Raw genomic sequence first — 26,919 nt, 5'->3', positions numbered from 1 at the left:
TTAATCGCGTAGCCATTTTTGCATAGCCGGAAAAGGAGATTTATTTTCTTTTTCGGCTTTTTCATTTCCAAGGCACAATCCCATCCATTCCAAAAGAGGCAATCCCATATAATTTTTGGATTCGAAATTTGAAATAAACCACTCAGAACTATTTCTATATCCATTTGGATGAAAAACAAACTCAGCAGGAAATTCTAAATGATGCAATGCAGCGTATGACCATAAAATTGCAGCAATTTCGTCGCCTTGAGTAGGCCAATCTTTTGAAATTTCTGTTGTGCCAACCAGTTTTCTTTCTGCAGGAACTGTTACTGCAAGATGTCCTGCTTCATGTAAAATATCCCCTGGATAAAGTAATTTATTATAATCGATATAAATGCAATCAGGACCTAATTCTAAACCAGGTAAAAAGGTTTCACCAAGTTCTTTTTCAATAACTTCAATACCAATTTCTTTCAAAAAGAATACTACTTTTTTTACTTCATCTTTTTCTTTTAAAGTCATATCAGTTAGTTTTTAAAATATTAGTTTTTCAAATATAAATGGACTCCAAATTATTTTTTAATTAAATCACAATACCAAAATCCAAAATCAAAAGCAGTTTCATCATTAGTATCACACGCTGTGTTTGACGAATCTTCTTTTTCTGGTCTTTCATATTTTCGATAGACAATTTCACCAATTTCAAAATCAATTGGTTTTGAGAATATTGGCCCATCGAAAGTAAAAGTATGAAATTCACCATTTTCACCGCAAACATCCACGTTTTGAGGTAAATCATTTATAAAATTCTGATCGATAATTCTGCCAACAAAACTTTTGTCTAAATATTTTTCGTTTACACAAACCACAATTGTTTTGAATCCTAAGGAAATAAACTCCTGAATTAAATTTTGAGTTGGAATTTTCCAAATTGGAAAAACGCCTTTCAAACCAATTTTAGCTAATTGATTTTCACGGTATTGACGTAAATCTTCTAGAAATATATCTCCAAAAATAGAATGCGTTATTCCATTTTCTTTTAATTCTATTAAAACTTCCGTCATCACTTTTTCATAAACTTCCATAGTTGGCATTTCTGGAACTTCTAGAATCTTTAAAGGAATTCCGATTCTTTGCGCTTGCTCGCGTAATAATTCAACCCGAATTCCATGCATTGAAATCCGCTGATATTGCTGGTTTACGCTTGTCAGTAAACATTCTATTTGAAAATCAGTACTTTGAAGTGTTTTATATAAAGCAAGTGCAGAATCTTTTCCGCTGCTCCAGTTAAATAAGGCTTTTTGAGGTGTAGACACGATTTGGCGGTTTTATATTGTAAACTTACAAATTTCATTCTATTTGTAAAGGAAACCTTTGTAACTTTGGATTTTCGCCTTCAAATTTGTTTCAATGAAATACATTTTTTTATTATTCACCAGTTTTCTTTTTGCACAGCAAACTCAATACGTCGATTTTAAATCTGTTTCAGGAAAATTGTCTTTAAATTCAAAAGAAAAAACAGTTTCAGGTGCTGTCGATTTTCAATTTGAGGTTCTAAAGGATTGTGATACTATTTCGCTTGACGCTAAAAACATGGAATTTTCTAATGTGAAAATAAATGAAAAAGAAATCATTTTCATCAATACGACTAAACAGTTGAAATTGGTTTTTCCTTTTAAAAAAGGACAAAATCATTTGACATTTAATTATTCTACAAAACCAAAACAAGCGCTGTATTTTGTTGAAATGGAAAATGACGAAGTGCAGATTTGGACACAAGGGCAGGGAAGATACACGAGTAACTGGTTCCCGAGTTTTGACGATGTGAATGAAAAATTGATTTTTAATCTAGAGATTTCTTATGATAAAGATTATCAGGTAGTTTCAAATGGAGTTTTAAAGGAAAAAACAACAAACGGAAATCTAAATCGTTGGCAATATCAAATGGAAAAACCAATGAGTTCATATTTATTAATGCTGACAATTGGGAAATATGATAAAAAAGAATTTAAATCCAAAAGCAAAATTCCATTAGAATATTATTACGAACCCAAAGACGCAGATCGTTTTGAACCAACTTATCGTTATTCGAAACGCATTTTTGATTTTCTGGAAAAAGAAATTGGCGTAAAATATCCTTGGAAAATCAACAGACAGATTCCAGTAAGAGACTTTTTATATGCTGGAATGGAAAATACTACTTCAACTCTTTTCGCAACACGTTATGTAGTAGATTCAATAGGTTTTTGTGATCGAAATTATACTAATGTAGATGCGCATGAATTGGCACATCATTGGTTTGGAGATTTGATTACAGCTGAAAGTAGCACGCATCACTGGCTTCAAGAAGGATTTGCGACATATTTTGCCTTGCTTGCTGAAAAAGATATTTATGGCGAAGATTATTTCTATTCTAAGTTATACGATACGGCGCAGCAGATAAAATTTGCTTCTCGAACAGATACTATTCCAGTTTTGAACGCTAAAGCAAGTTCGCTAACTTTTTATGAAAAAGGTGCGTGGGCATTGTTTGTTTTGCATGAATCAATTGGAGATAAAGCTTTCAAAAAAGCGATTAAAAGTTATCTGAATAAATATGCTTATCAAACGGTAAACACTAAGAATTTCTTCGATGAAATTAAAAAAGTCTCTGATTTTGATTTGGATAAATTTCAAAAAACTTGGCTAGAATCAACTGCTTTTGATACGCCAACTGCAAATGCTTTATTAAGCAAAAGCAAAGCAATCCAAAAAAGATTGGAAATCGATAAATTGAAAAAAACGCCTTTAGCTGAAAAAGCAGATATTTTAAAAAGCACTTTAGAATCTGATGTTTACCAATCTGTAAAAGAAGCTGTTGTCGATCAATTAGAAAATGAGAAATACGAAGACAAAAAGTCGCTTTTGCTTTTAGCATTGCAAACTAATAATATAAATGTTCGTCAAAATTTAGCTGGATCATTAACCACAATTCCAGAAGATTTTAGAGCAAATTATGAAACGCTTTTAGATGACAAATCATATCAGACACAAGAAATTGCACTTTATTGGTTATGGAGAAATTTCCCGAACCAGAGAACCGTTTATTTGGATAAATCTAAAAACTGGATTGGTTTTAACGATTATAATCTTAGAACGTTATGGCTTTCTTTAGCTTTATCTACACCAAACTACAGCAATGACCAAGATTCTTTGGTTAATGAATTAATTGCATTTTCATCAACAAAATATGAAGCTACAACAAGACAAAATGCTTTAGAAAAACTAATTGCTTTTAAAATTATTAACGATCAGGTTTTGAGTAATTTAGTTGGCGCTACAACGCATCATATGTGGCAATTTTCAAAGTTCGGACGAGATACTATTCGACTTTTGTTAAAAAATCCCGAAATGCGTGCTTCATTTAATAGAATTTTACCTAATTTGACACCCGATGAGCAATTCCAATTGAATCGTTTGTTGAAAGAGTGAATTAGAGTGGAAAGATAAAAGAAGCAAGATAATAAAAACAAGATGCGAGTTTGCAGAGAAGAAGTTAAAAGATCTTTCTTCTTGCTTCTTTCCTCTAAGTCTAAAAAAAATATCCCAAAAACAAAACCTACATTACAATTTATGAGAGCATTGGTTATTTCAGGTGGTGGTAGTAAAGGCGCTTTTGCCGGCGGTGTTGCCCAGTATTTAATAGAAGAAAAAAAACATGAATACGATTTGTTTATAGGAACCTCTACCGGAAGTTTATTGATTCCGCATTTAGCTCTCGGTCATATTAAAAAAATCCATTCAGTTTATACCAATGTTACCATGTCGAGTATATTTAATATTTGTCCGTTTGTGGTAAAAAATAAAGATGGAGTCGATATTGTGACAATTAATCACTTTAATGTACTTCGTCAGTTTTTTAAGGGAAAACGTACCTTTGGAGAAAGCAAAGGTCTGAAAAAGTATATTCAGAATAATTTTTCTCTTTCAGATTTTAATAAACTCAAAAAACTAAAAACAGATGTTATTGTTACGGTAACCAATTTTACCAAAAACGAATCGGAGTATAAATCAGTAAAAGATTGTACTTATGAAGAGTTTTGCGAGTGGTCTTGGATATCTAGTAATTATGTTCCCTTTATGAGTTTGGTTGAAAAAAACAACTGTGAATACGGTGATGGAGGATTTTCAAGTTTGGTTCCAATACGCGAAGCAATCAATCGTGGTGCTACAGAAATTGATGTTATTATTTTAGAAACAGAGGTTAATACTTCTAAAATGGTTATTGGCAAAAATCCTTTTTCGTTAATGATCGATTTGTTCCGAATTGCTTTAGATCAGGTAGAAAAACATGATATTGCTATAGGAAAACTTATGGCAAACAATAAGAATGTGAAATTAAATTTATATTACACTCCCATAAAATTAACAGATAACGCTTTGATTTTTAATAAAGAGGTTATGAAAGAATGGTGGGAGCAAGGGTATGAATATGCTCAGAACAAGTCTGAGGTTATGAGTGACAATAAGATATTGATTTAAGATTTTATGATTATTTCCTTCGATCTTGACGACACTTTAATAGCAAATAACAAATTTGATTTAGAGAAAATGAATTTGTTTCAGAAGCTATTTAGAATTGAAAGAATAAGAAAAGGAACACTAGCGTTGTTTAAAGAATTAAAAAGAAGAAAGTATAAAATCTATATTTATACGACTTCTCATAGAAGTGCCTCAAGAATAAAATGGACATTTTATAGTTATGGTGTCTCAATTGATTATGTTATAAATCAACAAAAACACCATAAAAATATATTAAAGAGAAAGTTTGTTTGCTCAAAATTTCCTCCAATGTTCAATATCGATATTCACGTAGATGATTCAATTGGAGTTGAAATTGAAGGCAATAAATATGGTTTTAAAACTATTATAATTTCTGAAACAGATAAAGATTGGACACAAACAGTTCTAAAATCTATTAAGACTATTTAATACCAAAGTTCAGCAACTTCACTTTTTATGAATCCTAAAGCGGCATTACTTGGAGATTGTTTTTCTAATAAATCATTCAAGATAACTTCACGAAGTTTATCTGCATTTTCAACTTTATCGCTCATTGCAGCTTTACGAATCATTTGAATTGTTGCATTTTTTGCAGTTGTAATGATAGTCCAGCATTCTTCAGACATATAAATTTGTTGTGTTAAGTTGTGCTCAAATTCCTGTTCAATTTGATCAATTACGTAGTTTTCGTAATCGTGTTTATTTTGAGAAATAGGAGAAATTCTAATTAACAGTTTTGTCAAATTAATACGCTCCAAAAACAAAGTCATACGTTCGTAGGCTTGTAAACGTATAGGAAGAGATTCTTTATGTGCTTGTTTGTTTAACAAAAACGCACGTTTTTTATCGTTGTTTTTAATATGCAGTTCAAAAAAACTGTAAGCTACAAATCCAGTAACAATTGCAGGTAAAGTGTAACTGGCTAATTCAATAATTCTTGTAAAATCCATTGGGTTAATTTTTTAGCAAAAATATACTTTTTGATGAGAAATCCACTTTAAATTTATGGTAATAAACAAAAAGGAAGATGTACTTTTGCAACTTGTTTTTTACTGAGACTAAAATATATTTTTAATGGATGCATATATAATATTTTTTCTTTGTTTAGCGGCTTTTGCTGCAGGTTTTATTGATGCAATTGTAGGTGGTGGCGGATTAATTCAAACACCAATGGGATTGATTTTACTGCCAAATCTTCCTGTTTCGACGGTTGTTGGAACTTTGAAAATTCCAGCTTTTAGCGGAACAGCTTTTGCCGCTTTTCAGTATCTAAAGAAAGTTATTATTCAATGGAAACTGCTTATTATAATGATGTGTCTAGCAGTTCCTTCTGCTTTTTTGGGCTCAACTATTTTAACAATGGTGAGCAATGATTTTATGAAACCGCTTTTATTGGTGGTTTTGTCTTTATTGTTTGTTTATACTTATGCCAAGAAAAATTTCGGACAGCATGTTGCTAAAGATCATTCGGCTGTAACTCAATTAATCTATGCAGTTGTGATCAGTGTAATTGTTGGATTTTATGATGGTTTTATTGGTCCAGGAACAGGAAGTTTCTTTGTAGTGGCTTTTATCGCGCTTCTAGGTTTTGATTTTCTTCACGCTTCTGCGAATGCTAAAATGGTAAATCTCGCCACAAACTTTGGTTCTATTTGCTTGTTTATGATTAAAGGAAAAATCATTTGGGCAATTGCAATTCCGATGGCAATAAGCAATGGACTTGGTGGATGGCTTGGCGCAAAACTCGCAATTAATAAAGGAAACGGATTTATTAGAATTTTCTTTTTGATTGTGGTTGTCGGCACTTTGATCCGATTTGCTTATGATGTGTTTTTTAAATAAGATTCTAAGTTGTTAAGGCTCTAAGATTCTGAGTTTGCTCTCTTTTGTCTAAAGAAAAAGCTTAGAATTTTAGAGCCTTAGTAGCTTAGCATCTCAAAAAAAATGTTTGAATCATAGCCCCGATTGAGGCGATATCCTCGTAGCGCAGCGAAGAGATAAAGCCGAAAGCGGGAAACCATGTCTAATAAAATGCCTATTCTTTGGCTTCAAAAAAGAAAAAAACTTAGCAACTTAGAACCTCAGAATCTTAGTAGCTTTTTAAATCTTTAATTCTTATTTTTGCATAAAAGGAGAAAATTACATGCAGAAATATATTGACCAGCTCAACGAAGCGCAGAGGGCACCTGTTTTAAAGAAAGACGGGCCGATGATTATTATTGCTGGTGCAGGTTCGGGGAAGACCCGTGTTTTAACAATTAGAATTGCGTATTTGATGGCTCAAGGTGTTGATGCTTTCAATATTTTATCATTGACTTTTACCAATAAGGCAGCCCGCGAGATGAAACACAGGATTTCGGATATCGTAGGGGCGAGTGAAGCAAAAAATCTTTGGATGGGAACTTTTCACTCGATTTTTGCGCGTATTCTTCGTGCAGAATCAGATCATTTGGGTTATCCTTCTAATTTTACTATTTATGATTCTCAGGATTCAGCTAGATTAATTTCTTCTATTATTAAAGAAATGCAGCTTGATCGCGATATTTACAAACCAAAGCAAATTTTAGGACGTATATCTAGTTATAAGAACAGCTTGATTACAGTTAAAGCATATTTTAATAATCCAGAATTGGTTGAAGCTGATGCAATGGCTAAAAGACCAAGATTGGGAGAAATTTATCAGCAGTACGTTGATCGCTGTTTTAAGGCTGGCGCAATGGATTTTGATGATTTATTGCTTAAAACCAATGAATTGTTGACACGTTTTCCAGAAGTTTTAGCTAAATATCAAGATCGTTTCCGTTATATTTTGGTTGATGAGTACCAAGATACAAATCACTCTCAGTATTTGATTGTTAGGGCTTTGTCAGATAGATTTCAGAATATTTGTGTTGTTGGAGATGATGCGCAGAGTATTTATGCTTTCCGTGGTGCGAATATTAATAATATTTTGAATTTCCAGAAGGATTATGAAGGGGTTGTAATGTTTCGTTTAGAGCAGAATTATCGTTCGACACGAAATATTGTTGAAGCTGCAAATACCGTTATGGAGCATAACAAAACGAAACTAGATAAAGTGGTTTGGACAGCAAATGAATTTGGACCTAAGATTAAAGTCCACAGAAGTTTGACAGATGCAGAAGAAGGCCGTTTTGTAGCGAGTACGATTTTTGAGCAGAAAATGCAAAATCAGTTACATAATGGAGCTTTTGCTATTTTGTATCGTACCAATGCACAGTCGCGTGCGATGGAAGATGCACTGAGAAAACGCGATATTCCGTATAGAATTTATGGTGGTTTATCTTTCTACCAACGTAAGGAGATTAAAGATGTTTTGTGTTATTTACGTTTGGTTTTGAATCCAAAAGATGAAGAAGCTTTGATTCGTGTAATCAATTATCCGGCACGTGGAATTGGAGATACGACTGTAGAAAAACTTACTATTGCCGCAAACCATTACAAACGCTCGATTTGGGAAGTAATGGTGAATATTGATAAAATCGACTTGAAACTAAATGCTGGCACAAAAAACAAATTGAAGGATTTTGTAACAATGATTCAGAGTTTTCAAGTTATCGATCAGAATCAAGATGCATTTTATATAACAGATCACGTTGCGAAAAAAACTGGTTTGGTTCAGGAATTAAAGAAAGACGCTACTCCAGAAGGAATGGCCAAAATTCAGAATATCGAAGAACTTTTAAACGGTATTAAAGATTTTACCGAAGGGCAAAGAGAAATTGATGGAGCAAGAGGCGCACTTTCTGAATTTATGGAAGATGTGGCTTTAGCAACGGATCTAGATAAAGATACTAATGACGAAGACCGAGTAGCTTTGATGACGATTCACTTAGCAAAAGGACTTGAATTTCCACACGTTTTTGTAGTAGGAATGGAAGAAGATTTGTTTCCAAGTGCTATGAGTATGAGTACTAGAAGTGAATTGGAAGAAGAACGTCGTTTGTTTTATGTGGCATTGACACGTGCAGAACACCAAGCGTATTTGACTTATGCTCAATCTCGTTACCGTTGGGGGAAATTAACTGACAGTGAACCGTCTCGTTTTATCGAAGAAATTGACGGGCAGTTTCTAGAATATTTAACTCCTTCTGAAACTAGTTATCGTTATAAATCACCAATTGATGGTGATATTTTTGGCGATGTTGATAAATCGAAATTGAGATTAGCAAAACCAGTAGGAGGAACTCCGCCAAAACATGTTACAGATAATAATCCGAAACCAGATCTGAATATTAGAAAATTAAAACCTGTTTCGGGAAATGCTCCAAGCACTGGAAATTCGAATTTATTTGACAGTAAATTGACGGTTGGAAATGTTGTCATGCACGAACGTTTTGGAAAAGGAGAAGTGATTAATCTTGAAGGAGTTGGAGCAGATAGAAAAGCAGAAATTAAATTTGAAGTAGGCGGAATTAAGAAATTGTTGCTAAGATTTGCTAAATTAGATGTGGTAGGATAAATAAAGTTTCAAGTTTCATATTTTAAGATGTAAAATGGAAGCATAAAAACTTGAAACCTGAAACAATTTTAAACTTGAAACAAAAACAAAATGGCTGAATTTATAAAAATATATCCCGATAAACCTAGTGAAGCTGCAATTGCAAAAGTCGTTAAAGTGCTTCAGAATGGAGGTTTGGTAATTTATCCAACAGACACTGTTTATGGTTTAGGTTGTGATATTACCAATTCGCGTGCATTAGAGAAAATTGCTAAAATAAAAGGAGTGAAACTAGAGAAAGCTAATTTCTCATTTATCTGTCATGATTTGAGTAATTTATCAGATTACGTTCGTCAAATTGATACTTCAACATTTAAAATATTAAAGCGAGCACTTCCAGGACCTTATACTTTTATTTTACCAGGAAATAATAATTTGCCAAAAGAGTTCAAAAAGAAAACTACAGTCGGTATTCGTGTTCCTGATAATAATATCATTCTTGAAATTGTTCGTCAATTAGGAAATCCTGTTGTTTCAACTTCGATTCGTGATGAAGATGATGTGATTGAGTATACGACAGATCCAGAATTAATTTTCGAGAAATGGCAGAACCTTGTGGACATGGTTATCGATGGTGGCTACGGAGATAATGTTGGATCAACAATTATCGATCTTTCTGAACATGAACCTGTTATTGTAAGAGAAGGAAAAGGCGATATTGATATTTTGTAAAAAAAGACATCGATTTTTCTGTAAATTAATAATATATTGTTAATTAGTATTAAATATTAACAGTATAATTATGAAAAATTTATTCTTCTTTCTTGTTCTACTTTTTTCTATATCTTGTTTCAGCCAAAGGATTGCAGGTAAAGTATTTAGTAATGATAAAGTACCGTTATCCGGGGCAAATATTTTTTTAGATGGAACAACAATTTCTACTAGTACCGATGAAAATGGAAATTTTGTTATAGAATACGACCCTGATGCAAAGAATACCTTAGTGTTTAGTTATATAGGGTTTGATAATCAATATGTTACAGATATTGATCTAAAAAAAGATATTGTTATATATATGGAAATTGCCAAAAATACACTTAAAGAAATAGTTGTAGGAAATAAAAAAGATATATTTACTAGGGAGCAAAGACTAAAAATATTTAGGGAGTATTTTATTGGAGAAACCAGAAATAATGCTAAAATTATTATTGAAAATGAAGATGATATTCACTTTAAATATGATAGACAAAACCATGTTTTACAAGCTTATTCGGATAAACCGTTAGTGATTATTAATTCTTACTTAGGTTATAAAATAAGCTATGACTTGCAAAAATTTGAAGTTACATTCGGTAGTTTAAGCATATACTCCAGAGATGTAATTAAAAGTTATTATGCAGGTTTCAGTCATTTTGAAGAAATCAATAATTCAGACTTAATTTTAAAACGAAGGGAAGAAGCTTATAAAGGTTCACAAATTAATTTTTTTAGAAATTTAGCCAATGGTACTTGGGGACAAGATCAGTTTTTTATATCTAAAAATAACAGCGACGTTATTCCCGAGAATTGTTTTAAAGTTTCTAAACAAGGTAATTTTACAAAAGTTGAAGTGATAAGTCAAAGAAAAGAAAACGGCGACAAAAAGTTTGTTGCCTCATATGATCTTTTATTTGCTAATCGAGAAGAATCAAGGGTTATTTTTGATGTGAAAACTTTCTACATATATAAGTATGGAAACAATTCTAATATTGAAGATATTATTTTTACAGGAAAAATTGCAGAAGAAAAAATAGGAGAAATGGTATCTTTAAATTATGGTATAAATTGAAAAAGTATTTATAAATCGACAAACAGATTTGATTTCAAAATACTAGTATGTCTAGTCAGAAGATTGTGTAATATTGATATTTTGTAAAAAAATACTTTAATCACGTAATAATTTAAAATTTATGCCTAACTTTATTATAGTTAAATTTAGTTAGTTAATAAAGATAATGTTATTCTTGATTTTCTCCTTTAATTACTTATTAAATAGTAAATTAAGAATACATAAAAGCAGGTCGATTGACCTGCTTTTTCTGTTTTTATAGTATGTCAAACAAGATTATTTAGCTTGTTTTTTCATTTCTTTTTCAATCATATCATAGAATTGATCGATTTTTGGCATAACTACGATACGAGTTCTTCTGTTACGAGCTTTGTTCTCAGCAGAATCGTTTGCAACTAATGGTACATAAGAACTTCTACCTGCAGCGATTAATTTAGCTGGGTTAACACCAAGATCGTTTGTTAATACACGAACGATTGAAGTAGAACGTTTAACACTTAAATCCCAGTTGTCTAAGATAATTCCGTTGCTTTTGTAAGGAACGTCATCTGTGTGTCCTTCAACCATACATTCGAAATCAGGTTTGTCATTTACAACTTTAGCAACTTTAGCTAAAACAGATTTAGCTTTGTCACTTACGTCATAACTTCCGCTTTTAAATAATAATTTATCAGCGATAGAGATAAATACAACTCCTTTTTCAACATTAACTTCGATATCTGGATCGTTAATTCCAACTGCACCTTTCAAGCTTGTAACTAATGCTAAAGTAACACTGTCTTTTTTAGTTAAAGCGTCTTGAAGTCTAGAGATTTTCAAATCTTTTTCTTTTAAACTTTCAAGAGATTTTTCAAGGTTTTCAGCACCTTTAGTAGTTAAGATAGTTAAATCTTTAGAACTGTTGATTAAATCTTGATTATGTTGTTTGTAGCTTTCAGCTGTTGCTGCTAATCCAGCTTTCTCTTCTAAGCACGTATTTAATTTTACAGTACATGAGTTTAACAAATCTTGAGTCTCTTTGTTTTTAGCTTCTAACTCAGCATATTTCTTTTTAGAAACACATGAAGTTAGGGCCATTAATACTGATAGTGCGATAACTATTTTTCTCATAAATTTAATTTTAATTAGACTTGATTACAAATTTAGTTTTTAATATTTTGAATACTGTTAAAGATTTCTTTAAATAAGGTCAATTTCCTTATATAATAAAGGAAAACGATGCTTTTTACAGTATAGTATTGCTGTATTTGAAAATCTTTACGTTTTTTAAGATATTTTAAAGATAAGCAATAAAATGAAAAATGTGCCTTTAGAATGGCAAAAGTATGGCCAAATTTTCCCTGTGTAAGAAAACGAATGCCAGCAATTCCGTCTAAAACCATGCGGAAGAAAATCACAAAAAATAATCCTCTTTTCGGCAGATTTTTGACCATCATTAATAACGAATTTCTAAAATTCAAATAGGTCTTCTTAGGATTTCCTTGCTGTAATGTTGCGCCTCCAACGTGGTATACGACAGATTGAGAATTATACTTTATTATATGTCCTTCATTGGCAGCACGCCAACATAAATCTATTTCTTCTTGATGAGCAAAGAAGCTTTCATCAAAACCTTTTAATTCATCAAAAACTTTCTTTCTGATAAAAAAGCATGCGCCTGACGCCCAGAACAATTCAATGTTATCATTGTACTGCCCGTTGTCTTTTTCGACAGTTTCAAATATTCTTCCTCTACAAAAAGGAAATCCGTATTTATCAATAAAACCGCCTGCGGCACCAGCATATTCAAAATATTCCTTGTTTTTAAAGTCAAGAATTTTAGGTTGAATAATTGCGGTTTGCTTTTCGTTTTCAAAAGTATCAAGAATTGGTTTTAGCCAATTTTCAGTTACTTCAATATCTGAATTGACTAAAGCATAGATTTCTGCATCAATATGCTGTAAAGCATCATTATAGCCTTTTGCAAAACCATGATTTCCTGAATTTTTTACGATCTTAATGCTTGGGAAATTTTTTGTAACGAATTCAACAGAATTGTCTGTAGAATCATTGTCAGCAACATAAATCGTTGCGCCTTCGGAAAACTGAATAACAGATGGTAAAAACTGCTCGAGCAATTTTACTCCGTTCCAATTTAAAATGACAACAGCTATTTTATCCAAAAGTACTGAATTATTTATTTGTTAATGGTTTTCTTTATAATCAGGCAGGTTTCTCAAAAACTCGTATTTTTCGTTTTCAAAATCCATTTGACAATAAAAATGGTTTAGTCCGTTTGTGACATTCAAAAACCGTGCCTGCATTGTCATATTATAACGGGCAATTTGGTCAAAAGTTGCCTGAGAAATTTTTACTTCAGGTGCTTTACACTCTACTAATATATGTATAGAACCGTCAGGATTGAATACAACAACATCGTATCGTTTTCTTAATCCGTTGATAGTTAAAACTTTCTCTACGTTAATGAGTGATTTGGGGTATTTTTTTTCGTGCATTAAAAAATGAACAACGTGCTGACGAACCCATTCTTCTGGCGTAAGAATTATAAATTTTTTCCTGATTTCATCAAAAATAGACACTTTATTTTCGCTATTTTTGAATCGGAAAGTGTAAGCTGGGAAATTAAGTTTAAGCATAAAGCAAAAATATAAAATAGTTTTTTGTTTCAAGTTTAAAGTTTCAAGTTATTGAAATTTGAACTGAAACGCTAAACTTGAAACAAAGATTAAATGGACGAAGTAATAAAAATTGTTAACGATATTAAAGCCGGAGATATTAAGCCGATTTATTTTCTAATGGGAGAAGAACCTTATTATATAGATAAATTATCAGAATATATTGAGATGAATGTTTTAGCTGAAGAGGAAAAAGGTTTTAATCAGACAGTTTTGTATGGAAGAGATGTTTCTGTTGAGGATATTGTTTCAACGGCCAAGCGCTATCCAATGATGGCTGAACGTCAGGTAGTTATTGTAAAAGAAGCTCAAGATTTATCTCGAACAATTGATAAGATTGAATCTTATGTTGATAATCCAATGCAAACTACAGTTTTAGTTTTTTGTTATAAATATAAAACACTCGATAAACGTAAAAAAGTTACCAAGTTACTAGGTCAGAAAGGTGTTGTTTTCGAAAGTAAAAAATTATACGAAAATCAAGTAGGAGATTGGATTAAAAGAGTTTTGGCTGGTAAAAAATATACTATTGATCCAAAAGCAAATGCTATGTTAGTGGAATTTTTGGGTACAGATTTAAGCAAGATCAACAATGAGCTAGAAAAATTACAGATTATATTGCCTCAAGGAACTATGATCACGCCACAGCATATTGAAGAAAATATTGGTTTTAGTAAAGATTATAATGTTTTTGAGCTTAGAAAAGCAATTGGTGAACGTAATCAGTTGAAAGCTTATAAGATAGCAGATAATTTTGCTCATAATCCGAAAGAATATCCTTTGGTTATGACAACCGGATTAGTTTTTGGATTTTTTGTTCAGCTTTTAAAATACCACGGGTTAAAAGATAAAAGTGCTAAAAATGTAGCATCAGCACTTGGCGTGAATCCATTTTTCTTGAAAGAATATGATTTGGCTGTAAAAAATTATCCAATGCGAAAAGTAAGTCAAATTGTTGGGGCTTTACGTGATATCGATGTTAAAAGTAAAGGTGTGGGAGCCAATGCTTTACCTCAATCAGATTTGCTGAAAGAAATGCTGTATAAAATATTTAATTAAGCCATTAAAATTCACGATATTTGCCTTTCTGAAAATTTTACTACTTAAAATAATTGCACAATTATGGGAATGAATAAAAATACCATTTTAGGATGGGCAACTTTAATAATGGTACTTATGGGATTGTTGCTTATAGGTCTTGGAATCTTTAGATATAGCGATGTTTCAGGATGGGGATTTGGAGCTGTTGGAGTTGGTTTTTTAGCTAATGCTTGGGTTTTCAATGCTTTAAAAGGTAGAGTTTAGAAGGTTTTAATCTCAAAATTCATTAAAAAAAATAAATAATTATAATAAAAATAAAAAATGTCAGACGATAAGAAAGTAATTTTCTCAATGCAGAAATTGAGTAAAACCTATCAGGGAGCAGACAAACCTGTACTTAAAAATATTTACTTAAGTTTCTTTTATGGAGCTAAGATTGGTATTTTAGGACTTAACGGTTCTGGAAAATCTTCTCTTTTAAAGATTATTGCTGGAGTTGACAAAAACTACCAAGGTGATGTAGTTTTTCAACCTGGATATACGGTAGGATATTTAGAGCAAGAGCCAATTCTTGATGATTCTAAGACAGTTATCGAGATTGTTCGTGAAGGAGCTGCCGAAACTATGGCGGTTTTAGAAGAATACAATCAAATTAATGACTTATTTGGTCTTCCAGAATATTACGAAGATCAAGATAAAATGGATAAGTTGATGGACCGTCAAGCTGCATTACAAGACAAAATTGATGCGCTTGGTGCTTGGGAAATCGATACAAAACTAGAAATCGCAATGGATGCATTGCGTACTCCAGAAGGAGATACACCTATTAAAAACCTTTCAGGAGGTGAGCGTCGTCGTGTAGCTTTATGTCGTTTGTTATTGCAGCAACCAGATGTATTGTTATTAGATGAGCCAACCAACCACCTTGATGCCGAGTCAGTTCTATGGTTGGAGCAGCATTTGGCGCAATATTCAGGAACTGTAATTGCAGTAACGCACGACCGTTATTTCTTAGATAATGTTGCTGGATGGATTTTAGAGTTGGATAGAGGAGAAGGTATTCCTTGGAAAGGAAATTATTCTTCTTGGTTGGATCAAAAATCAAATCGTTTGGCTCAAGAAGAAAAAGTGGCTTCTAAACGTAGAAAAACTTTAGAGCGTGAGTTGGAGTGGGTTCGTCAAGGTGCAAAAGGTCGTCAGACAAAACAAAAAGCGCGTTTACAGAACTACGACAAATTATTAAACGAAGATCAAAAACAACTAGACGAAAAATTAGAGATCTACATTCCTAATGGTCCTCGTTTAGGAACAAATGTTATTGAAGCTAAAAATGTTGCAAAAGCGTTTGGAGATAAATTATTGTATGATAATTTGAATTTTACTTTGCCACAGGCGGGTATTGTTGGAATTATTGGGCCTAACGGTGCTGGTAAATCGACTATTTTCAAAATGATTATGGGTGAACAAGCTACAGATAGCGGAGAATTTTCAGTTGGAGATACTGTAAAAATTGCTTATGTAGATCAGTCTCACGCTAATATTGACCCAAATAAATCAATCTGGGAAAATTTTGCTGATGGTCAGGAATTAATTATGATGGGAGGAAAGCAAGTGAACTCAAGAGCTTACTTATCACGTTTCAACTTTGGTGGTGGAGAGCAAAACAAAAAAGTTTCAATGCTTTCTGGTGGAGAACGTAACCGTTTACACTTGGCAATGACTTTGAAAGAAGAAGGAAACGTACTTTTACTGGACGAGCCTACGAACGACCTTGACGTCAATACACTTCGTGCACTTGAAGAAGGTTTAGAGAATTTTGCTGGTTGTGCCGTAATTATTTCTCACGACAGATGGTTCTTAGATAGAATTTGTACACACATCTTAGCTTTCGAAGGAGATTCTGAAGTCTATTTCTTTGAAGGAAGTTTTACTGAATATGAAGAAAATAAAAAGAAACGTCTTGGAAATGATTTAACTCCAAAACGTATCAAATACAGAAAATTGATTAGATAATAAAATCTGAATTTTCAATAAAAAAAATCCCAAATTCCAAAATTATTGGAGTTTGGGATTTTTATTTTGTGAGGTTTTCCCGTTTTGTTTGTCATTTCGACGAAGGAGAAATCACACTAGAAATTCAGTAAAGTATGTAGCCAATCTTTGTAGAGTCACGAGTGTGATTTCTCGTTCCTCGAAATGACAATATTGTGTTAAATTGGAATTTGGAATTTCTCTTAAAGAAACTTAGATTTCAACTCCGGAGTAGGAATCATACAGCTTTCTTTTTTGCCATACCAATTGTATCTATTTTTAGCAATATAATCATAAATCCTGTCACTGATAAAAATGGGTACAATTCTAAAAATTGGCGTTAACTTCCAAAAACCTCCAAAATTTTTAGCTATTTCGATAACCGCTGAAGATTTATAAAAATATGCAGTTCCTGGATCATACATGATAATGCTATCCATTTTAGAAAAACTGATTCCTAAATGTTTACAAATAGAAATTCCTAAGTCCGATTGCAATGCTACAAATCTAAAAATATCCATTTTATCATGATTTATAATAAACTGCACAGCAGAACTGCAGAGATTGCAAACTCCGTCAAAAAGAACTATTTTTTTATTTTTTGGAAGGCTTTCCATTTTATAGTTTTAAAGTAAAAACTTTGTCAAAGTTTCGAACTTTGACAAAGCTCTATAGATTTAAAGAATTAATTTTATCTATTGATTTATTAATTTCTATAAAATTAATAAATCAAAAATAACTTTCATAAATTGATTGTAATCGAATTTTAGAAAAAGACAATCTTATTTTGCTTTAAATATAAAAACGTCCATTAAAACGCTTTATTTTAATTTAAGTGTTTTTTATGTCAATTTTTGAGATTGAAAACGGCGACTGCGACTGAAAACTTTACTTTTTTACAGCTTCTACCAATTCCAATTCATCCAAACTTACTTTCGAAGTAAAAATTCCATAATTTACAGTTGCCTTATTTTTTTCTATAGAATCGATACTTCCAACAGATCTTCCGTCAAGCATTCTTACTCGATCACCAATTTTTAAAATTGGTTTTGGCTTTTCAATAACAGGCTTTAATTTTTTCTCTTTTTTCTCTTTTCGAATTTCTTCAACTTTTACTTGAACTTCAGCAATAATTTCTTTTTGTTTTTCAACTTTTGCTTTTACCTCTTTCGGAGTTGCTTTTTTACGTTTTGAGTTTTCGATCTCAACAATTTTCAAAAATTCGCCAATAAGCTCCTTTTTATTTTTGTTGTTGAAATACTTCTCAGCAATATCATCAATTTTTTGTCCTATATATATAATCTTCTGATTGCTATCATATAATTCTTGATAGCTTTCTAATTTTTGTTGGATTTTAGTATTAATGTTTTCCATCTTTTTGCTTTCCTCACGCGCACGAGTTTCTTCCTCTTTTAAATTCAAAGAAGTTTTTTCTAGCTTCGATCTTTCTTTCTGAAGAGTAGCAATTGTTTTGTCAAAACGAACTTTTCCAACTTCAATTTTCTTTTTTGCACGATTGATCAATCCAAACGGAATTCCATTTTTCTGAGCAACTTCAAAAGTAAACGAACTTCCTGCCTGACCCAAAGCTAATTTGTACATTGGTTCTAAAGATTTTTCGTCGAACATCATATTCGCATTCGTTGCGTATGGCAATTCGTTTGCAAGAATTTTTAAATTAGAATAATGTGTGGTAATAATTCCGAAAGCTTCGCGATGGTAGAATTCTTCCAAGAAAATTTCAGCCAAAGCTCCTCCAAGTTCGGGATCAGAACCTGTACCGAATTCGTCAATTAAAAACATGGTTTTCTTGTTGCACTTCTTCAAGAAATAATTCATGTTTTTTAATCGGTAACTGTATGTGCTTAAGTGATTTTCAATAGATTGGTTGTCTCCGATGTCGGTTAAAATTCTATCGAACAAGAAAGTTTCACTTCTTTCATGAACTGGAATCAAAATTCCAGATTGCAACATCAATTGTAGCAATCCAACTGTTTTTAAGGAAATAGTTTTTCCTCCCGCATTTGGCCCAGAAATTACAATAATTCTGTTTTCTTGTTTTAACTCAATGGTTTGTGGATGCGTAACTTCTTTTTTCTGTTTGTTGTTCAAATACAAAATTGGATGATAAGCTTCTCTAAAGAATAGTCTTCTTTCTTCTGTAATTGTTGGCAAAATTCCATTAATACGATTTGCATATTTTGCTTTTCCAGAAACTACATCTATGTCACTTAAAAAATCTTGATATTCAATTAATAAAGGAAGATACGGGCGAATGACATTTGATAAATTCTTTAGGATCCTCGTAATTTCCTCTTTTTCTTCGTACTCTAAATTGGCTAATTCTCTAGAATATTTTAAAGTTGCTTCAGGCTCGATATATGCGATACTTCCAGTTTTAGAACTTCCTAAAATAGAACCTTTTACTTTACGGCGATACATGGCTAAAACCGCTAAAACTCTACGATTTTGCACAAAACTCTCTTTAATATCGTCCAAATAACCTAAACCGTTGTACTGCGTTAAGGCTGAACCAAAACTTTGATTCACTTTTCCACGAACCAAATTCATATTTTGGCGAATTCCAGAAAGAGCAGGAGAAGCATTGTCTTTTATTTCTCCATATTTATCTACAATTGCATCAATTGCAGATATAATATCTTTGGTCAATTCTACACGAGATGCCCTGGCATTTAAATTTGGGTAATAGTCGTCGAATTTTTTTAAGAAATTCAATAAGACATTTGTCGTTGTCGAAAGATTAGCGATTTTTCTAAAACTTCCTACTTCAAGAAAACTGTCTTCAATTGCTAAGAATCTAATTTCGTGCGAGATAGCGTCAAATCCGTGATTTGGAATGGCGTTATTATTTTGAAAAGAAGACACGTACTCTGATGTTTGCATCAAAGATTGAATTAATTCTTCTTTATCTCTAATGGGTTTTATTTGTAAAGCCTTTTCTTTTCCAATATCGGTGTTGCATCCATCTGAAATGGTTTCTAGAACGGTTGGAAATTGTAAGTCTTGTAACGTTTTTTCTGTAATACTGATCATTTAATTTCTTTATGAAAGCAATCACAAAAGTACGAAAACAATAATGAATTATGAGTTATGAATTATGAGTTTTTAGTTTGCTTAACTTTTGACTTTTGACTTTTGACTTTCAACTTTCGGCTTTCGGCTTTTTTGATTTTAAGTTTTAATTTCTGAAATTCGCATAAAAAAATTATGGACGTAAAAATGCATTCTTCTTGGAAACCAGTTTTGAATGAAGAATTCGAAAAACCATATTTCAACGATTTAATTGAATTTGTAAAAGCAGAATACGCAACAAAAGTTTGTTATCCAAAAGGTAGTCAAATTTTTTCAGCTTTTGATCATTGTCATTTCGACGAAGTAAAAGTGGTGATAATTGGACAAGATCCTTATCATGGTCCAAATCAGGCAAATGGTTTGTGTTTTTCTGTAAATGATGGAATTCCTTTTCCGCCATCACTTCAAAATATATTTAAAGAAATTCAAGACGATTTTAATATTCCTATGCCAAATACCGGTAATTTAGAACGTTGGGCAGATCAAGGTGTTTTTCTTTTAAATGCAACTTTAACAGTTAGACAATCTGAAGCTGGAAGCCATCAAGGAAAAGGTTGGGAAAAATTTACTGACGCTGTGATCAAACAAATTTCTGCTGAAAAAGAAAATGTTGTTTTCTTGCTTTGGGGCGGTTTTGCTCAAAAGAAAGCAGCTTTGATTGATGCTTCAAAACATCATATTCTAAAATCGGGTCACCCTTCGCCATTGAGCGCGAATAGAGGATTTTGGTTTGGAAATAAACATTTTAGCCAAACAAATGATTTCTTAAAATCTAAAGGATTGAAAGAAATTGAATGGTGATTTTTTTAAGTGACAAAGGTTCAGAGTTGCAAAGTTACAAAGGAAAAAACTTTGTGTCTTTGTGATTTTAGATTAAATATTCTTTACAAAAGAAAACCCAATAGCTTGTTATGTTATTGGGTTTCTTTTTATTTTTTTGCGATTTCTTCTAAAACAGCTTTGTTTTCGTAATTAACCACTTTTAGAATTATCTCTTGATTTTTTACTGTTTTTCCTTCAATGATATAAAGTTTTCCTTTTTTGAACGGAACATTACTTTGATCAAAATCTACATCTCCATAAGTTAATGTATTTTTGACGTCTGCAGTGTCAACCCATTTTTCGTTTAAAGTCTGAATGGCTTTTGGTGAATATTGAAATGGTTTTGTTCTAAGATTATTTAAAACTCTCGCATTTGGGAAATAATTACAACGAGTGTCTTTTCCAATAAAAAATCCTGATACAATAAAACATCCCATTACGAGACCAATCAGGTAATATGCAAAACGGTGTACGAACTTCATGAAATAAAATTTTTGCAAAGGTACATTAAAGTTCCCTTAAAATACAAGTAAATTAATATCGTTGTCTGGTAAATCGAACCAATCGCCAATTGCTTTATTTGTTAGAATTCCATGATAAAGATAAATTCCATTTTTGAGGCCTTTATTGCATCGAATAGCACTTTCAATACCACCATCTTCGGCTATCTGATGTAGATATGGTGTTAATATGTTGCTAATTGATAATGAAGCAGTTTTGGAATAACGTGAAGGAATATTTGGTACACAATAGTGTAAAACATTGTTTTTTATGAATGTTGGTTTTTCGTGAGTCGTTACTTCCGAAGTTTCAAAGCAACCTCCAGTGTCGATGCTGACATCTACAATTACAGCACCTTTTTTCATGTGCTCAACCATTGTTTCATTAACAACAATTGGGCAACGTTCTTTTCCACGCATGGCACCAATTGCTACATCACAACGCCTTAAGGCTTTTAGTAAACCTTTTTGTTGTATGGTTGAAGTAAAAATTCTTTGATTTAAATTGTTTTGCAGACGACGAAGTTTAGTAATCGAATTATCAAAAACTTTAACATTTGCGCCAAGTCCAATAGCCGTTTTTGCAGCAAATTCACCTACTGTTCCTGCTCCTAGAATCACTACTTCAGTAGGTGGAACTCCTGTAATATTTCCAAATAAAAGTCCTTTTCCAAATTCGTCGGTAATCATTAATTCAGCAGCAATAAGGATTGAAGCAGTTCCAGCAATTTCACTTAAAGATTTTACTGCAGGATAAGATCCGTCTTCGTCTTTAATATATTCAAAAGCTAAGGCAGTGATTTTCTTTTTTGCTAAAGCTTCGAAGTATTCTTTCTTTTTGGTTTTAAGCTGGATAGCCGAAATTATAACCGTTTCTGGATTAATCATTTCGATCTCTGATAGAGTTGGCGGTTCTACTTTTAATAGAAAGGGACATCCAAAAACTCTTTTTGTGTCTTTTGTGATTTCTGCACCAGCATCTGCATATTCTTTATCAGTATAACTCGAACTTTCTCCCGCTCCAGATTCGATCATAACGCGGTGGCCTTCATAAGTTAAGGAATTGACCGCATCAGGCGTAAGACAGATACGACGTTCCTGATAACTTGTTTCCTTAGGAATTCCTATAAAAAGTTCTCTTTTAAAACGACCAACCTCAAGTTTTTCTTCCTGTGGTATTAATTGTTGTTTTGTAAATGGAGTTAACGTGATTGACATGGGTAGTGCAAAAAATTAAGAGTACAAATTACGTAAAAAGTTTTAAAATTAATGCAAAAATTCTGCTAATACTACAAGCTGAATGTTAAGATATTTTTTATTGTAAATAAATGTTTTACTTGATTTACTTTAAAAATCTTAAAATTTCTAGATTAATTTCAATTGTCTTTTTCCGTCTGAAAGTAGTTCAATATTAATTGTAGAATGTTCTTCAGGAATCAAATTTTCAATTTTTTCAGACCACTCAATAAAACACCAATTCCCAGAATATAAATAATCATCAACTCCCATATCTAGAGCTTCAGTTTCTTTGTTTAAGCGATAAAAATCAAAATGATAAACGGTTTGATTGTTAGAACTTTGATATTCATTTACTAAAGAGAAAGTGGGACTGCTTGTTGCATCTTCAACTCCTAAAGTTTTGCATAATTGCTTAATTAAAGTTGTTTTTCCAACTCCCATTTCTCCATTAAAAAGAATGATTTTTTTAGGATTTGAAGCAATAATCTGCTCTGCAACTTCTTGAATTTGATCTAATGAAAAAATGATATTCATTGTTGTTTAAATTTTGCCACGAATTTCACCAATTTTCACGAATTAAATTTAATTTTTGTCTAAAATAATTAGTGGAAATTGGTGAAATTCGTGACGATATACTTTTTATTTTGGGTTAAAAACTAAAAATGGAATAATCATTTCTTCTAATGAAATTCCGCCATGCTGATAAGTGTTTTTGTAATAACTCACATAATGATTGTAGTTGTTTACATAAGCTAAAAAGAAATCATTTTTGGCAAAAATAAACGAACTACTCATGTTTATGGCAGGCAAACCAATTGTTTTTGGCTCTTTTACAACGTAAACGTCTTTTTGCTCGTAAGTTAAACTACGTCCAGTTTTATAACGCAAATTTAAACTTGTATTTTTATCTCCCACAACTTTCGACGGATTTTTTACATTAATTGTTCCGTGGTCTGTGGTTAAAATCAATTTGAAACCTAAAAGCTGTGCTTGTTGGATAATCTCTAATAAAGGAGAATTTTTAAACCAGCTTAAAGTTAGAGAACGATACGCTTTATCATCTGACGCTAATTCTTTTACAACTTCCATTTCAGTTTTAGCATGCGAGAGCATATCAACGAAATTATAAACTACAGTTACTAAATCATTCCCTTTTAAAGCTTTAAAGTTTTCTGCTAGCTTTTTACCTCCCGAGTAATTTGTAATTTTGAAATAATCTTCCTTAATATTTAAACCCAAACGCTTTAATTGAGCCGATAAAAATTCTGCTTCGTAAAGGTTTTTTCCTCCATCTTCAACATCATTTTTCCAATATTCAGGAAATTGTTTTTCCATTTCTACAGGCATCAAACCTGAAAAGATAGAGTTTCTGGCATATTGCGTAGCGGTTGGAAGAATAGAGTAGTACGGAACTTCTTTTTCTAATTTATAATAATTTGCAATTACACTTTCAAAAGATTTCCATTGATCGTAACGTAGATTATCAATTACTACAAAAAGAATTGGTTTGTCTTTCTTTTTAATTTCTGGAACAACTAATTCTTTGAATAATGTATTAGATTGGATCGGTTTATCTGCTTTTGGTGCAAACCAATCTTCATAGTTTCTTTCAATGAATTTTCCGAATTGTGAGTTCGCTTCAACTTTCTGAGATTCTAAGATTTCGATCATCGCAGTATCGTTAATATCTTCTAATTTTAATTCCCAGAAAAGTAATTTTTTATACAATTCAATCCAATCTTCGTAAGAATTAACCATTGCTAATTCCATTGAAATCTTTCTGAATTCTTTCTGATAGTCCAAAGTTGTTTTTTCGGTAATTAACCTCGAATCATCCAAATTTTTCTTCAAACTCAATAAAATCTGATTAGGATTTACCGGTTTTATAAGGTAATCAGCAATTTTAGAACCAATGGCTTCTTCCATAATATATTCTTCCTCGCTTTTGGTAATCATAATCATCGGAATAGCTGATTTTTTCTCTTTCATTTCTGAAAGCGTCTCTAATCCGCTCATTCCAGGCATGTTTTCATCCAAAAAAACAATATCAAAGTTATCTTCTTCAAATAAAGCAATCGCATCAAGGCCATTATTGCAAGTTGTAACTTCGTAATTCTTTTTTTCTAGAAATAATATATGGGGCTTTAAAAGATCGATTTCATCATCGACCCAAAGTATTTTTATCTTATCCATAAAACAATTTAATTTTTACTGCAATTTAGAGTTATAGAACTTAAAAAGTATTAAAAATAGTATAAATTTACCAAAGTTACTTCAAGATTTTATTTTGAATTTTAACATTTTTTAATGTATTTTATTGATTATCATATTGATTTCAACTGTGATTTTTAAATAAAAAACACCAGACTCTTTATACTTATTTACTTATATTTGTTGACCAAAAAAATAATTCAGTAGTGACTCAGATCAACAAATTAAAAATATTCAACGATCCTATCTATGGTTTCATTACGATACCAAACGAACTGGTTTACGACTTAATTCAGCACCCTTATTTTCAGCGTCTGCGTCGTATATCACAAATGGGATTGTCCTATTTGGTGTATCCAGGAGCTAATCATACCCGTTTTCATCACGCTTTAGGATGCATGCATTTGATGAAAAAAGCAATTGATACACTACGTTTTAAAGATGTTGTCATTTCTGAAGAAGAAGAAAATGCGTTATTAATAGCGATTTTGCTTCATGATATTGGACATGGGCCATTTTCTCATGCAATGGAAAGAAGTATTGTTGAAGATGTGCATCATGAAGCTATTTCATTATTGTTTATGAATCAGCTGAATGAAGAATTTGGCGGTAGACTAAGTTTAGCAATTCAGGTTTTTAAAGGAGAATATCATAGAAAATTCATGTTACAATTAATTTCAAGTCAATTGGATATGGATAGAATGGATTATTTGAAACGTGATAGTTTTTATACCGGTGTTGCAGAAGGAAATGTGAATTCTGAACGATTGATTCAGATGATGAATGTGGAAGACGATGTTTTGGTAATTGAAGAAAAAGGAATTTATTCTGTTGAAAAATTCCTGCTTTCGCGAAGATTAATGTATTGGCAGGCTTATTTACACAAAACCAGTTTAGTAGCTGAATTAATTTTGATGAAAGTTCTTAAAAGAGCAAAAGAGTTAGTGTTAAAAGGAGTGGATCTTCCTTGCAGTGAGCCACTTTCGTATTTTATGCATAATAAGATTACACTTGAGGATTTTGATGCCGAAAAATTGGATTTGTTTTCGCAATTAGACGATTTCGATATTATTAGTGCTTTGAAAGCTTGGCAAAGACAAGATGATTTTGTTTTAAGTACTTTGAGCAAAATGATTATCAATAGAGATTTGCTTAAAATAAAAATGAGTGCAGAGAAGGTTTCAATGGAAGAATCTCAGTCTCTAAAAGAGCAGTTTGCTAACAAACATCATATTAGCCAATTAGAGGCTGGATATTTTATTTTTAGAGGAAAAATCAAAAATCAAGCTTACAGCAAAGAAGCAGAACCTATCCGAATTTTGAAAAAAGATAGAACAATTGAAGATGTTGTTGAAGCTTCTGATCAGCTGAATTTGAAATCGTTATCTAAATTGGTGACAAAATATTATATCTGTTTTCCAAAACAACTTATCTAAAATTAACATTTAAAACCTATTTTTTATATTTTTGTCGCGATGAAATTTACAGCAGAACAAATAGCAGGAATTTTAGAAGGAGAAGTTGTTGGTAATCCCAATGCAGAAGTTTCTAAACTTTCAAAAATCGAAGAAGGAGACGAAGGATCGCTTACTTTTTTGGCTAATCCAAAGTATATTAACTATATATATACGACTAAAGCGACAGTAACAATTGTTAATGATAGCTTTATTCCTGAACAGGATATTACTACTACACTAATTAAAGTAGAAGATGCTTACGCAGCATTTTCTAAACTTTTGCATTTTTATAATCAAGTAAAATTAAACAAAACTGGTATCGAGCCTCAGTCTTTTATGTCTGAAGGAACTAAACATGGAGAAAATCTATATTTAGGAAGCTTTAGTTATATTGGGCAAAATGTAGTTTTAGGTAATAATGTAAAAATATACCCAAATAGTTTTATTGGAGATAATGTTGTGATCGGTGATAATGTTTTCATTTTCGCAGGAGCAAAAATTTACTCAGAAACTGTAATTGGAAATAATTGTACGATTCATTCAGGTGTAATTATAGGTGCTGATGGTTTTGGTTTCGCACCTAATGAAGATGGAGAATATAGTAAAGTGCCACAAATTGGTAACGTTATTATCGAAGATAACGTAGATATTGGTGCTAATACTACAATAGACAGAGCAACTTTAGGTTCTACTATAATAAGAAGAGGAGTTAAGCTAGACAATCAAATTATGATTGCTCACAATGTTGAAATTGGTAAAAATACTGTAATTGCTGCTCAAAGCGGTGTTGCTGGTTCTACTAAAATTGGTGAAAACTGTATGATTGGAGGACAAGTTGGAATTGCAGGCCACTTAATTATAGGGAATAATGTTAGACTTCAGGCGCAGTCAGGAGTTGCAAGAAACATTAAAGACGATGAAGTATTACAAGGCTCTCCAGCACTTGGATACAGCGATTACAATAAATCATATGTACACTTCAAAAATCTGCCTAAGATTGTTGCAGAAGTTGATGAATTAAAGAAACACAAATAATAAA

General features: G+C 31.9%; 25 protein-coding genes. 13 read left to right on the top strand and 12 right to left on the bottom strand.

Features of this window, described 5'->3' with window-relative positions; translation table 11 throughout:
- Positions 1 to 504: a hypothetical protein gene (locus tag OD917_RS08845; protein WP_263523178.1), complete on the bottom strand. Its 504-nt coding sequence runs from the start codon at positions 502 to 504 to the stop codon at positions 1 to 3.
- 50 nt (positions 505 to 554) lie between these two features.
- Positions 555 to 1,298: a diphthine--ammonia ligase gene (locus OD917_RS08840; protein WP_263523177.1), complete on the bottom strand. Its 744-nt coding sequence runs from the start codon at positions 1,296 to 1,298 to the stop codon at positions 555 to 557.
- A 94-nt stretch (positions 1,299 to 1,392) separates the two neighbouring features.
- Between OD917_RS08840 and OD917_RS08835 the strand changes: the two genes are divergently transcribed.
- The 3 genes from OD917_RS08835 to OD917_RS08825 all read left to right on the top strand — a co-directional run bounded on the left by OD917_RS08835 (position 1,393) and on the right by OD917_RS08825 (position 4,953).
- Positions 1,393 to 3,453, top strand: coding sequence for a M1 family metallopeptidase (locus OD917_RS08835; RefSeq protein ID WP_263523176.1), 2,061 nt, complete (start codon positions 1,393 to 1,395; stop codon positions 3,451 to 3,453).
- Positions 3,454 to 3,594: 141 nt separating this feature from the next.
- Complete coding sequence (locus OD917_RS08830; protein WP_263523175.1) at positions 3,595 to 4,503, top strand: patatin family protein; 909 nt, start codon at positions 3,595 to 3,597, stop codon at positions 4,501 to 4,503.
- Positions 4,504 to 4,509: 6 nt separating this feature from the next.
- On the top strand, positions 4,510 to 4,953 hold the full coding sequence (locus OD917_RS08825; protein WP_263523174.1) for a hypothetical protein: 444 nt from the start codon (positions 4,510 to 4,512) through the stop codon (positions 4,951 to 4,953).
- On the opposite strand, the gene OD917_RS08820 is transcribed toward OD917_RS08825, so the two are convergent.
- A complete protein-coding gene (locus OD917_RS08820) occupies positions 4,950 to 5,474 on the bottom strand; it encodes a hypothetical protein (RefSeq protein WP_263523173.1) in 525 nt (174 codons plus the stop codon). The two genes, OD917_RS08825 and OD917_RS08820, sit on opposite strands and share 4 nt — an antisense overlap.
- Positions 5,475 to 5,598: 124 nt before the next feature.
- On the opposite strand from OD917_RS08820, the gene OD917_RS08815 reads away from it, so the two are divergent.
- The 4 genes from OD917_RS08815 (at position 5,599) to OD917_RS08800 (ending at position 10,811) form a co-directional block, all read left to right on the top strand.
- Positions 5,599 to 6,366, top strand: coding sequence for a sulfite exporter TauE/SafE family protein (locus tag OD917_RS08815; RefSeq protein WP_263523172.1), 768 nt, complete (start codon positions 5,599 to 5,601; stop codon positions 6,364 to 6,366).
- A 301-nt stretch (positions 6,367 to 6,667) separates the two neighbouring features.
- Positions 6,668 to 9,004: an ATP-dependent helicase gene (locus OD917_RS08810; protein ID WP_263523171.1), complete on the top strand. Its 2,337-nt coding sequence runs from the start codon at positions 6,668 to 6,670 to the stop codon at positions 9,002 to 9,004.
- A 90-nt stretch (positions 9,005 to 9,094) separates the two neighbouring features.
- Entirely contained in the window at positions 9,095 to 9,715 is a 621-nt protein-coding gene (locus OD917_RS08805) for an L-threonylcarbamoyladenylate synthase (RefSeq protein ID WP_072970810.1), read from the top strand.
- A 70-nt stretch (positions 9,716 to 9,785) separates the two neighbouring features.
- Entirely contained in the window at positions 9,786 to 10,811 is a 1,026-nt protein-coding gene (locus OD917_RS08800) for a carboxypeptidase-like regulatory domain-containing protein (RefSeq protein ID WP_263523170.1), read from the top strand.
- A 276-nt stretch (positions 10,812 to 11,087) separates the two neighbouring features.
- Here the strand turns inward: OD917_RS08800 and OD917_RS08795 are convergent, their stop codons facing one another.
- Genes OD917_RS08795 through OD917_RS08785 form a run of 3 tightly spaced genes read right to left on the bottom strand, consistent with a single transcriptional unit; the run spans position 11,088 to position 13,447 of the window.
- The gene (locus OD917_RS08795; RefSeq protein WP_111290995.1) at positions 11,088 to 11,921 is read right to left on the bottom strand and encodes a flagellar motor protein MotB; all 834 of its coding nucleotides are present in this window, start codon (positions 11,919 to 11,921) and stop codon (positions 11,088 to 11,090) included.
- Positions 11,922 to 11,953: 32 nt separating this feature from the next.
- On the bottom strand, positions 11,954 to 12,973 hold the full coding sequence (locus OD917_RS08790; RefSeq protein ID WP_263523169.1) for a glycosyltransferase family 2 protein: 1,020 nt from the start codon (positions 12,971 to 12,973) through the stop codon (positions 11,954 to 11,956).
- Between the two features lie 21 nt (positions 12,974 to 12,994).
- A complete protein-coding gene (locus tag OD917_RS08785) occupies positions 12,995 to 13,447 on the bottom strand; it encodes a type I restriction enzyme HsdR N-terminal domain-containing protein (RefSeq protein WP_263523168.1) in 453 nt (150 codons plus the stop codon).
- A gap of 93 nt (positions 13,448 to 13,540) precedes the next feature.
- Here OD917_RS08785 and holA point away from each other — a divergent pair, with 93 nt between their 5' ends.
- The 3 genes from holA to ettA all read left to right on the top strand — a co-directional run bounded on the left by holA (position 13,541) and on the right by ettA (position 16,540).
- Positions 13,541 to 14,545 carry a DNA polymerase III subunit delta gene (gene holA, locus OD917_RS08780; protein ID WP_263523167.1) on the top strand — a complete coding sequence of 335 codons (1,005 nt, stop codon included), beginning with the start codon at positions 13,541 to 13,543 and terminating at the stop codon, positions 14,543 to 14,545.
- A 63-nt stretch (positions 14,546 to 14,608) separates the two neighbouring features.
- A complete protein-coding gene (locus OD917_RS08775) occupies positions 14,609 to 14,791 on the top strand; it encodes a CAL67264 family membrane protein (protein WP_111291003.1) in 183 nt (60 codons plus the stop codon).
- Between the two features lie 57 nt (positions 14,792 to 14,848).
- A complete protein-coding gene (ettA, locus tag OD917_RS08770; RefSeq protein WP_132991059.1) occupies positions 14,849 to 16,540 on the top strand; it encodes an energy-dependent translational throttle protein EttA in 1,692 nt (563 codons plus the stop codon).
- Positions 16,541 to 16,761: 221 nt separating this feature from the next.
- On the opposite strand, the gene OD917_RS08765 is transcribed toward ettA, so the two are convergent.
- Both OD917_RS08765 and OD917_RS08760 read right to left on the bottom strand, forming a co-directional pair.
- Positions 16,762 to 17,175, bottom strand: a complete 414-nt coding sequence (locus tag OD917_RS08765) for a thiol-disulfide oxidoreductase DCC family protein (protein ID WP_263523166.1) — start codon at positions 17,173 to 17,175, stop codon at positions 16,762 to 16,764.
- A 271-nt stretch (positions 17,176 to 17,446) separates the two neighbouring features.
- The gene (locus OD917_RS08760; protein ID WP_263523165.1) at positions 17,447 to 19,612 is read right to left on the bottom strand and encodes an endonuclease MutS2; all 2,166 of its coding nucleotides are present in this window, start codon (positions 19,610 to 19,612) and stop codon (positions 17,447 to 17,449) included.
- Positions 19,613 to 19,786: 174 nt separating this feature from the next.
- On the opposite strand from OD917_RS08760, the gene OD917_RS08755 reads away from it, so the two are divergent.
- On the top strand, positions 19,787 to 20,452 hold the full coding sequence (locus tag OD917_RS08755; RefSeq protein ID WP_263523164.1) for a uracil-DNA glycosylase: 666 nt from the start codon (positions 19,787 to 19,789) through the stop codon (positions 20,450 to 20,452).
- Between the two features lie 128 nt (positions 20,453 to 20,580).
- Here OD917_RS08755 and OD917_RS08750 read toward each other — a convergent pair whose 3' ends face one another.
- The 4 genes from OD917_RS08750 to OD917_RS08735 form a co-directional block, all read right to left on the bottom strand.
- A complete protein-coding gene (locus OD917_RS08750; RefSeq protein ID WP_263523163.1) occupies positions 20,581 to 20,955 on the bottom strand; it encodes a DUF4258 domain-containing protein in 375 nt (124 codons plus the stop codon).
- Between the two features lie 36 nt (positions 20,956 to 20,991).
- Positions 20,992 to 22,191, bottom strand: a complete 1,200-nt coding sequence (locus tag OD917_RS08745) for an alanine dehydrogenase (RefSeq protein WP_263523162.1) — start codon at positions 22,189 to 22,191, stop codon at positions 20,992 to 20,994.
- 147 nt (positions 22,192 to 22,338) lie between these two features.
- Positions 22,339 to 22,746 carry a tRNA (adenosine(37)-N6)-threonylcarbamoyltransferase complex ATPase subunit type 1 TsaE gene (gene tsaE / locus OD917_RS08740; protein ID WP_263523161.1) on the bottom strand — a complete coding sequence of 136 codons (408 nt, stop codon included), beginning with the start codon at positions 22,744 to 22,746 and terminating at the stop codon, positions 22,339 to 22,341.
- Between the two features lie 105 nt (positions 22,747 to 22,851).
- Positions 22,852 to 24,405 carry a bifunctional response regulator/alkaline phosphatase family protein gene (locus tag OD917_RS08735; protein ID WP_263523160.1) on the bottom strand — a complete coding sequence of 518 codons (1,554 nt, stop codon included), beginning with the start codon at positions 24,403 to 24,405 and terminating at the stop codon, positions 22,852 to 22,854.
- A 224-nt stretch (positions 24,406 to 24,629) separates the two neighbouring features.
- Here OD917_RS08735 and OD917_RS08730 point away from each other — a divergent pair, with 224 nt between their 5' ends.
- Positions 24,630 to 25,859, top strand: a complete 1,230-nt coding sequence (locus OD917_RS08730) for an HD domain-containing protein (protein WP_111291020.1) — start codon at positions 24,630 to 24,632, stop codon at positions 25,857 to 25,859.
- Positions 25,860 to 25,898: 39 nt separating this feature from the next.
- The gene (gene lpxD, locus OD917_RS08725) at positions 25,899 to 26,915 is read left to right on the top strand and encodes a UDP-3-O-(3-hydroxymyristoyl)glucosamine N-acyltransferase (protein WP_263523159.1); all 1,017 of its coding nucleotides are present in this window, start codon (positions 25,899 to 25,901) and stop codon (positions 26,913 to 26,915) included.
- Positions 26,916 to 26,919 lie beyond the last annotated feature (4 nt).

Source organism: Flavobacterium sp. SH_e (assembly GCF_025717045.1).
Lineage (GTDB): Bacteria > Bacteroidota > Bacteroidia > Flavobacteriales > Flavobacteriaceae > Flavobacterium.
The sequence above is the reverse complement of the archived record's forward strand: the minus strand, read 5'-3'. Positions and strand labels throughout refer to the sequence as shown.